This window comes from Pseudomonas fluorescens (assembly GCF_018614655.1).
Lineage (GTDB): Bacteria > Pseudomonadota > Gammaproteobacteria > Pseudomonadales > Pseudomonadaceae > Aquipseudomonas > Aquipseudomonas fluorescens_BX.
In genome coordinates, this window is sequence record NZ_JAGGOG010000012.1 from 1 (window position 1) to 8,865 (window position 8,865).

Sequence of the window (8,865 nt, forward strand, 5' to 3'; positions counted from 1 at the left end):
TTCTACACCCCGTTGGGCTGCGCAGCAGCCCCAGCAAGACCGCTTCATTTTTCCAGACAGACTGGGGTGGAAGGTTTTGGGGCTGCTTCGCAGCCCAACGGGGGCGAGCCCCCTCGCCACAGAAAGCCGATCAGCAGCAGCCGCAATCAGGGCGTCAGGCGGCAGCCCTGGCGTTCACCCAGCCACTGGGCACTGTGGGTGCGGCCCAGTCCGCTGGCGGTGACGAGGCGCTTTTGCGGGTCGTCGGCAAAGGCGCTGGTGGGCACGTACTGCTTCACATAACCCTGGCAATACTCGCCGGGGTTGCCTTCCACATAGCGGCAGGAGCAGTACTCCTTGGCGGTGTAGGCGGCAATGATGTCGGGGAAGGCTTGCAGGTTGACCCGCTCGTGCCAGATCCAACCCAGCAGCGCGAGCAACAACAGGATCAACAGGCTGATCAATGGATGGCGACGGATCATGGCTGCACCTGTTGGGCCACGGCGGCCACTACCCGTTTGAGCAGTTCGTTGTGACGGTAACTGCCGTCGCGGTCATCACCGTAGCGCACGATCACCAACTGTGCGTCGGGCATCACATACAGCGCCTGGCCCCAGTGGCCAAGGGCCGCAAAGGTATCAGCGGGGGCATCCGGCCAGGGTCTGGCAGCGCCCTGCACTTCGCGGTTGAGCCACCAGTGGCCGCCGGGGACCGCTTCGTCCTGGCCCGCCCTGTATTTATCGAAAGGCTGGCGGTTGAAGTCGACCCAATCTTTGGGCACCAACTGCCGCTCGCCCCAGCGCCCGTCCCGTTGCATCAACAGACCGATCCTCGCCAGGTCCCGGGCGGTGAGGTAGGCATAGGACGAGGCGACAAAGGTTTCGTCGGCATCGGTTTCCCAGGTGGCGTTGCGAATACCCAAAGGCTTGAACAACGCGGTCCATGGGTAATCGACATAGGCCTTGTGACCGAGCATGCCTTTGAGAGCGGCGGACAGCAGATTGGTATCGCCGCTGGAATAACGAAAAGTCTGCCCGGGGCCGCTGAAGGTGCCGGTGTCGGCCGCAAACTCGGCCATATCGCCCCGGCCACGGGTATAGAGCATCGCCACCACTGAGGACTTCAACGGGGCGAACTCATAGTCTTCCTGCCAATCCAGGCCAGAGGCCCAGTGCAGCAGGTCGGCCATGGTGACCATCGGGTGTTGTTTCATCGGCGGGTAAAAGCGCGCGACCGGGTCTTTCAATTTAAAGCGGTAATCGCTGAAGGCCACGCCCAGCACCGTAGCCATGATGCTTTTGCTGATGGACCAGGTCAGGTGCGGGGTGTTGGCGGTGGTTGGAGTGGCATAGCGTTCGTAGATCACCTGGCCGTCACGGATCACCAGTAAGGCATCGGTACGGATGCCCTTGCGGGTGACATCGTCGCGCGCAGGAAAGGCGTAGGCCTCCAGGGCCTGAACGGCAGAACCGCTGAGTAACTGCCCCTGAGACCAGTCTTTAGTGGGCCAGTTTTCGGCGCGGGCAGTGGCGGTGAATAACAGCAAGGCGACGCAAAACAGGCCTTTGACCATGGAGAGGAACTCGGGGGGCATTCAAGCCCGCGAGCCTAGCCGAGGAAAATGACGGTTTGGCGACACCTCAGCTGTGCGCAGGATTGAGAGCCTTCTCCAGCCGTTTGGCCCTCGCGCCCGCCGCCAGGTCCAGCACCACCTGATCGCGCTGCCACATCGTGGCCCAGGATTCAGGGCCTTTAACCAGCGCCTCATTAACCTGCCCTTTGAGTGCCTCAAACTGCGCAAACAAGCCCCCCAGCAATACATGCCCGGCCCCGGACGCCGTCGGCTGGCGACTGACCTCTGCGCACCCCGCCAACAATGCCAGCAACTGCAGGCGCAGGCCCTGCGGCCAATCGCATTCCTGGCCGACGCCATAGAGCCAGGCGGTCATTGCACTGAGTACATACGTGTCTTCCAGGGTGCGGAAGGGTTTGACGTAATGGTCCCAACCGTCTCCCGGCAAACGCTCGCACAACACGTTATCCAGGTGCACCCGGCCATGACTGATGTCCGGCATCAGCGCGATGGCCGGCAGCGGTTCCAGACGCACACCCGAATCACCGGCCAGGACCACCGCCAGGCTCAGTCGCGGTTTCTCATCAGGACCTTCGCAACGGGCGGCCACCAACAGCCAGTCGGCAGCATCACCGGCGGTGACGAAATCCTTGCGGCCCGTCAGGCGCAAATCATCCAGGCGCGTTTGCAGATCCACCGGCCGCAGGCTGCGCTGCTCCGTCACACACAAGGCACCGAGGCTATGGGGTGCGCTGGGCCACAGAGCGCGCAACGCCGCTTGGTAACCCACCAGAAACGCCAGACCCGGCGTCGTCATGAGATGCCCGCCCCGCACTGCCAATTCGAAAGGGGCCACAGGCCCCAGCCGCTGTAACAAAGCGCTATAGCCCTCGGCCAAGTCGGCATGGGCGGGCAGACGGTCGGGGCAATCGAGCAAGGCGGGCCAAGGCATGGGGGCGTCCTCAAAGGGCTGTCATCTAAGCGTCATCGTAACTTCATGGAGATGACACCGGGGGTACATAGCCTGACTTTGCACAAACAAGTCGACCGGCCGCAACCCTGGCCGGCACTCGGAGACTCGCCATGACTCAGATCGCCCGCATCAGCGACACCGGCAATGAACGCCGCCTGCAAGCCGAACGCCTGATCGGCGCCCAGGCTTTGCAGGAAGCCCAGGCCCTGCGGTTCAACGTGTTCAGCGGCGAGTTCAACGCCAAGCTGAAAGGCGCGGAACTGGGCCTGGACATGGATGACTATGATGTTCACTGCAGCCACATCGGCGTGCGGGATTTGAACAGCGGTCGACTCGTCGCCACCACCCGTTTGCTCGACCACCAGGCCGCCAGCACCTTGGGCCGCTTCTACAGTGAAGAAGAATTCAGCCTTCACGGCCTGCTGCACCTCAAAGGCCCGATCCTGGAAATCGGCCGCACCTGCGTCGACCCGGCCTACCGCAACGGCGGCACCATCGCCGTATTGTGGGGCGAATTGGCCGAAGTCCTCAACCAGGGCGGCTACAGCTACCTGATGGGTTGCGCGAGCATCCCGATGCACGACGGCGGCATCCAGGCCCACGCCATCATGCAGCGCCTGCGTGAACGCTACCTGTGCAACGAACACCTGCGGGCCGAGCCGAAAAAGCCGCTGCCGGCGCTGGACCTGCCGTCCAACGTCATCGCCGAAATGCCGCCCTTACTCAAGGCCTACATGCGCCTGGGTGCGAAGATTTGCGGCGAGCCGTGCTGGGATGAAGACTTCCAGGTGGCCGACGTATTTATCCTGCTCAAGCGCGACGAACTGTGCCCGCGTTATGCCCGCCACTTCAAGGCAGCCATGTGATGAGCCGCCTTCGGGTCTACGGGCGGATCGCCCGCGTGCTGTTGGTGGTGGCCCTGGGTCTGAGCATGGCCGGTGTGTTTGGCCTGTTCGAACGCCTGGGGGTCGCCAACTCCATGGTCCGGCGCCAGCGCTGGTCGCGGTTTTTCATGGCACGGCTGGGCAATGCCCTGCCCTTTCGCGTGACGGTTCACGGTGAGTTGCCGCAACAGTCAATGTTGTGGGTCAGCAATCATGTGTCCTGGACCGATATCCCGTTGCTGGGGATGGTGGCGCCGATGTCGTTTCTGTCCAAAGCTGAGGTGCGCACCTGGCCGGTGGCTGGCTGGCTGGCAGCGAAGGCCGGCAGCCTGTTTATCCGCCGTGGTTCGGGTGACAGCCAGTTGATCCGCAAGCAGATGACCCGACATCTGGAGCAAAAGAACCCGCTGCTGATGTTCCCGGAGGGCACTACCACCGACGGCCGCGCCCTGCGTACTTTCCATGGGCGGTTATTGGCCAGTGCGATTGATGCCCAGGTGTCGTTGCAGCCCGTGGCGATTCGTTATCTGCGCGATGGGCAGATTGATCCGCTGGCGCCGTTTATTGGGGATGATGATTTGCTCTCGCACCTGATGCGGCTATTTGGTAATGATCAGGGGGATGTGGAGATCCATCTGCTCAAGCCGATTGCCTGTAACGGGCAGGAGCGTGCGGCGCTGGCGTTTCAGGCGCAGCAAGCGGTGCAGAAGGCGTTGTTTGGGGCGGTGCCTGAGACCGAGTTGATGCCTGCACGGCCAGCATTCGCAGCTTGAAGTGATGTGAACACGGTTCAAATGTGGGAGCGGGCTTGCTCGCGAAAGCGGTGGGTCAGCAATAGAGATATCAACTGGCAGACCGCTATCGCAGGCAAGCCAGCTCCCACATTCAGATCTGCACCGCCAGCTGGCTGTTCGAAAACACCTGCAATTGTGGATAGAACACCCGAAAATCCTCACTCAGCGGCCCATACAACTGCCGCAACTCCTGCATGGCATGGCTCAACTCCTCAGGCCGTGTCAGGCGCCGAGCGATTCCCCGAAGTACCTGTTCCATCACCGCAAACTCGCGGTAAGAGCCCAACCAGTCGTCTGCTGCCATATACGGAGCAATCTGCGCCAACCGCCCAGGTAGCGCGGTTTCTTCAGCGAGCACCCGGTACACCTGCGACGTAAACCGCTCCAATGGCTGATCGGCATACAACGCCCAATCCCGCGCTAGGCAGTGATCGAAAAACACATCGAGGACAATCCCGGCGTAGCGCCGACGGGTCAGGCTGAAACGCGACAGCGCCTCTCCTACCAGCGGGTGGCTGTCGGTGTAGCGATCGATTGAGCGATGCAGTTGAATCGCCGACTCGATTTGCGGGCTGAACTGGCCTTGCAGGCGACCTTTAACGAAGTCGCCATACAGGCTGCCGAGCAGTTGAGCAGGAAGTTGGCCGCCCAGGTGCAGATGTGCGAGATAATTCATGGCGCGCAGTCTAGCACTGCCGTCAACGTATCGTTATAACCCGATATACAGATTTAATCTGACCTAAGACCAAAATCATATTGGTATATCGGAATGTACCGATTTAAAGTTCGCTTCATCGCGATATAACGTTTTACCAAAACCGAGCACCCCTGCCATGTCCATCGACCTCGACGAAATAATAAAAGCCCTGGCGCACCCAGTACGGCGAGACATCCTCAACTGGCTGAAAGACCCGAAAGTGCAGTTCCCCGAGCAATTACACAACCACGAGTACGGCATTTGCGCCGGGCAGATCGACCAACGCTGCGGCTTGTCCCAGTCGACCGTGTCGGCCCACCTGGCCAACTTGCAACGGGCGGGACTGATCAGCAGCCAGAAGGCCGGCCAATGGCATTTTTTCAAACGCAACGAGGACGTGATCCAAGCCTTCCTCAAAGCGCTCACCGAAGAACTCAGCACACCGCTGTAACAAGGACCTGACAATGCCCCTCTCGCTACTCATCCTGGCCTTAAGCGCCTTCGCCATCGGTACCACCGAGTTCGTCATCATGGGTTTGCTGCCCGATGTGGCGGCCGACCTGGGTGTATCGATTCCCGGCGCCGGATGGCTGGTGACCGGCTACGCCCTGGGCGTAGCCATCGGTGCGCCCTTCATGGCACTGGCCACCGCCAAGCTGCCCCGCAAGGCCGCACTGGTAGTGTTGATGGGCATTTTCATCATCGGCAACCTGCTCTGCGCCATGGCCAGCGACTACAACGTGCTGATGTTTGCCCGTGTGGTCACCGCGCTGTGCCACGGTGCCTTCTTTGGTATCGGTTCAGTGGTGGCAGCCAACCTGGTGCCGGCCAACAAGCGCGCTTCGGCCGTGGCCCTGATGTTCACCGGCCTGACCCTGGCTAACGTCCTCGGTGTGCCGCTGGGCACCGCACTGGGTCAGGAAGCCGGCTGGCGCTCGACCTTCTGGGCGGTAACCGTGATTGGTGTGATCGCCCTGATCGGTCTGATCCGCTTCCTGCCGGCCAAGCGCGATGAAGAAAAGCTCGACATGCGTGCCGAACTCAAGGCTCTCAAGGGCGCGGGCATTTGGCTGTCGTTGACCATGACCGCGCTGTTTTCGGCATCCATGTTCACCCTCTTCACCTACGTTGCACCGTTGCTGGGAGATGTCACTGGCGTCTCGCCCAAAGGCGTGACCTGGACCCTGCTGCTGATCGGCCTCGGCTTGACCGTCGGTAACATCATCGGCGGCAAGCTGGCGGACAAACGCCTGGCGGCCACCCTGATCGGCGTGTTTATCAGTATGGCGGTGGTCTCCACGGTACTGACCTGGACCAGCGTCGCGGTGATCCCGACTGAAATCACCCTGTTCCTCTGGGCCACCGCCTCGTTTGCCGCCGTACCGGCGCTGCAGATCAACGTGGTGACCTTCGGCAAGGCAGCCCCCAACCTGGTGTCCACCTTGAACATCGGCGCTTTCAACGTCGGCAATGCCCTCGGCGCCTGGGTCGGCGGCAGCGTGATTGCCCACGGTTTCGGCCTGACCAGCGTGCCGTTGGCCGCTGCGGCCCTGGCGGTCCTTGCCCTGCTGGTGACCCTGATTACTTTCCGCCAGAGCGGCGATGCCGACCTGGCTCCCGCGACTAATTGATCAACTAAAGAGAAGGGTGTTTCCCATGACGACTATTTTCGACCCAATCAAACTGGGCGACCTGGAACTGTCGAACCGCATCATCATGGCGCCGCTGACCCGCTGCCGTGCCGACGCCGGTCGCGTTCCCAATGCGCTGATGGCTGAATACTACGTACAACGTGCGTCCGCCGGGCTGATCCTCAGCGAAGCGACTTCCGTGACGCCAATGGGCGTGGGTTATCCGGACACCCCGGGCATCTGGTCCAACGACCAGGTACGCGGCTGGGCCAACGTAACCAAGGCCGTGCACGGCGCAGGCGGCAAGATCTTCCTGCAACTGTGGCACGTCGGCCGGATCTCCCACGAATCGTACCTGGACGGTGAAACCCCAGTTGCGCCAAGTGCCATCCAACCCAAAGGCCACGTCAGCCTGGTACGTCCGCTGGCCGACTACCCTACCCCGCGCGCTCTTGAGATCGCTGAAATTGCCGACATCGTCGACGCTTACCGCGTAGGCGCCGAGAACGCCAAGGCCGCCGGCTTTGACGGTGTGGAAGTGCACGGTGCCAACGGTTACCTGCTTGATCAATTCCTGCAAAGCAGCACCAACCAGCGCACCGACCTCTACGGCGGCTCCCTGGAAAACCGTGCACGCTTAATGCTGGAAGTGACCGACGCTGTGATCGAAGTCTGGGGCGCTGGCCGCGTAGGCGTGCACTTGGCACCACGCGCTGATTCCCACGACATGGGCGATGAAAACCTGTCGGAAACCTTCACCTACCTCGCTCGTGAATTGGGCAAGCGTGGCATCGCCTTCATTTGCTCCCGTGAAAAAGAAGCCGGCGACAGCCTGGGCCCACAACTCAAGGCAGCGTTCGGTGGCCCGTACATCGTCAACGAACGCTTCACCAAGGACAGCGCCAATGCCTGGCTGGCCTCTGGCAAAGCAGACGCGGTAGCCTTTGGTGTGCCATTCATTGCCAACCCGGACCTGCCGGCTCGCCTGAAGGCCGATGCACCACTGAACGAAGCGCATCCTGAAACGTTCTACGCCAAAGGTCCGGTCGGCTACATCGACTATCCGACCCTGGCACTCTGATCTGCTGAATCGAGTGGGGTGGCCTCACAACCACCGCCCTCTCATCACCCTACGTACGGCGCCGTATACGGTGGTTCAGGCTATACGACTTAGCCGGATTACCGCGCCTCAGTATTGAGGTCAATCCAAGCTGCTACCAATCCGGTCACGCGCCCTCGTTGAGGGCCGTTTCCATTGACGCCATATAGCGTAGCGACGCTTGCGTCGCCCCCCGCCAATACTCCCTCGCCAGCACAACGACTGCTCACACAAATGTTGGCGGTGATCATACATTCAGTTAAGCGGAAACTTTTTCGCAAGAAAAATGTAACGCCCCTCGTTCAGTGCACTCAAGAGTCAGGATCCATGGAGATGTCCTGTGTGGCTCAGGATTTTCTCTGCCCAGATGGAGCCCTGATCATTTTTCGGTTAGGTACATGCCCGGAGAGATCATTACATCCAATTACAAATAATCAAGGATCTCAAATGAACCCGAATGACAAGAGTATTAATCCAGCACAGTTGATTGTTGAAGCAGGAGTCGGAAGTGCGCTGGTCGAAATGTTAAACAGCAGCAACCCGGTCGGTCTGGGGGCGGGTCTGTTATCAGCGCCGTCGATCACCGCGATACTGGATACACACGGCGCTTCGCAAATCGTCAATAACGGCGGCAGCATGGACGATCCCGCTCCGTCGTTGCGTGGCAGAGGTGAGCCAGGTTCAATAGTGACGATCTACGACAACGGCCAGGTACTGGGACAGACGCTCGTCGACAAGGCAGGCGGCTGGAGCCTGCAGGTATTTTTCTTCGACACCCTGATCGAGCCAGGTGAACATGCCTTTACCGTGGTCAACGAAGCAGGTGAGGGTTCCGAACCGTTCCATGTGACGGTAACGGCGATGGAAGTCGCCCAACCCATAATCACCTCGGCTTACGACAATGTGGGCGAAACAGGCACGATCATCAGCGATGGTAATACTGACGACGACACCCCGACTTTCACCGGCAAGGGTGAGCCTGGCACCTACGTTTACCTGTATGAAGACAATCAGGTTGTCTCCAGGGCCTTAGCGGATGCAGACGGCAATTGGACGATTGATTCAAATCAACTGTCGTCTGGCGAGCACGTATTCACAGTGAGAGCCCACGGAGGTGAACATTCGGAGCCGTTTGTGCTGAACGTGACCGGAGTTCCTGAAAAACCCTCTGGCAAGCCAGTAATCGAATCGATTTACGACGATAACGGTGAATCGGGCACGGTCATCAGCGGCGG

The 8,865-nt window shown here is 60.5% G+C and carries 10 protein-coding genes; 6 read left to right on the forward strand and 4 right to left on the reverse strand.

The window, feature by feature from the left end; genetic code table 11:
• Nucleotides 1–146: 146 nt before the first annotated feature.
• The 3 genes from J7E41_RS11995 to J7E41_RS12005 all read right to left on the reverse strand — a co-directional run bounded on the left by J7E41_RS11995 (nt 147) and on the right by J7E41_RS12005 (nt 2,504).
• A complete protein-coding gene (locus J7E41_RS11995) occupies nt 147–461 on the reverse strand; it encodes an amidase (protein ID WP_214993166.1) in 315 nt (104 codons plus the stop codon).
• The gene (locus J7E41_RS12000) at nt 458–1,552 is read right to left on the reverse strand and encodes a serine hydrolase domain-containing protein (protein WP_214993201.1); all 1,095 of its coding nucleotides are present in this window, start codon (nt 1,550–1,552) and stop codon (nt 458–460) included. Before J7E41_RS12000 ends, J7E41_RS11995 begins: the two co-directional genes overlap by 4 nt.
• A 67-nt stretch (nt 1,553–1,619) precedes the next feature.
• Nucleotides 1,620–2,504 carry an acyl-CoA dehydrogenase family protein gene (locus tag J7E41_RS12005; protein WP_214993169.1) on the reverse strand — a complete coding sequence of 295 codons (885 nt, stop codon included), beginning with the start codon at nt 2,502–2,504 and terminating at the stop codon, nt 1,620–1,622.
• A gap of 131 nt (nt 2,505–2,635) precedes the next feature.
• Between J7E41_RS12005 and olsB the strand changes: the two genes are divergently transcribed.
• Both olsB and J7E41_RS12015 read left to right on the forward strand, forming a co-directional pair.
• Nucleotides 2,636–3,391: an L-ornithine N(alpha)-acyltransferase gene (olsB, locus tag J7E41_RS12010; RefSeq protein WP_010176659.1), complete on the forward strand. Its 756-nt coding sequence runs from the start codon at nt 2,636–2,638 to the stop codon at nt 3,389–3,391.
• Entirely contained in the window at nt 3,391–4,182 is a 792-nt protein-coding gene (locus J7E41_RS12015) for a lysophospholipid acyltransferase family protein (RefSeq protein ID WP_214993171.1), read from the forward strand. The genes olsB and J7E41_RS12015 overlap by 1 nt, the downstream gene beginning before the upstream one ends.
• Before the next feature lie 112 nt (nt 4,183–4,294).
• Here J7E41_RS12015 and J7E41_RS12020 read toward each other — a convergent pair whose 3' ends face one another.
• Nucleotides 4,295–4,879 carry an ACP phosphodiesterase gene (locus J7E41_RS12020; RefSeq protein ID WP_214993173.1) on the reverse strand — a complete coding sequence of 195 codons (585 nt, stop codon included), beginning with the start codon at nt 4,877–4,879 and terminating at the stop codon, nt 4,295–4,297.
• Between the two features lie 157 nt (nt 4,880–5,036).
• Between J7E41_RS12020 and J7E41_RS12025 the strand changes: the two genes are divergently transcribed.
• The 4 genes from J7E41_RS12025 to J7E41_RS12040 form a co-directional block, all read left to right on the forward strand.
• A complete protein-coding gene (locus J7E41_RS12025; protein WP_169353279.1) occupies nt 5,037–5,351 on the forward strand; it encodes an ArsR/SmtB family transcription factor in 315 nt (104 codons plus the stop codon).
• 13 nt (nt 5,352–5,364) lie between these two features.
• Nucleotides 5,365–6,531: an MFS transporter gene (locus J7E41_RS12030; protein ID WP_214993175.1), complete on the forward strand. Its 1,167-nt coding sequence runs from the start codon at nt 5,365–5,367 to the stop codon at nt 6,529–6,531.
• A 25-nt stretch (nt 6,532–6,556) separates the two neighbouring features.
• Nucleotides 6,557–7,612: an alkene reductase gene (locus tag J7E41_RS12035; protein WP_214993177.1), complete on the forward strand. Its 1,056-nt coding sequence runs from the start codon at nt 6,557–6,559 to the stop codon at nt 7,610–7,612.
• 465 nt (nt 7,613–8,077) lie between these two features.
• Nucleotides 8,078–8,865: Ig-like domain-containing protein (locus J7E41_RS12040; protein WP_251029467.1), on the forward strand; the 788-nt coding region annotated here is incomplete at its 3' end.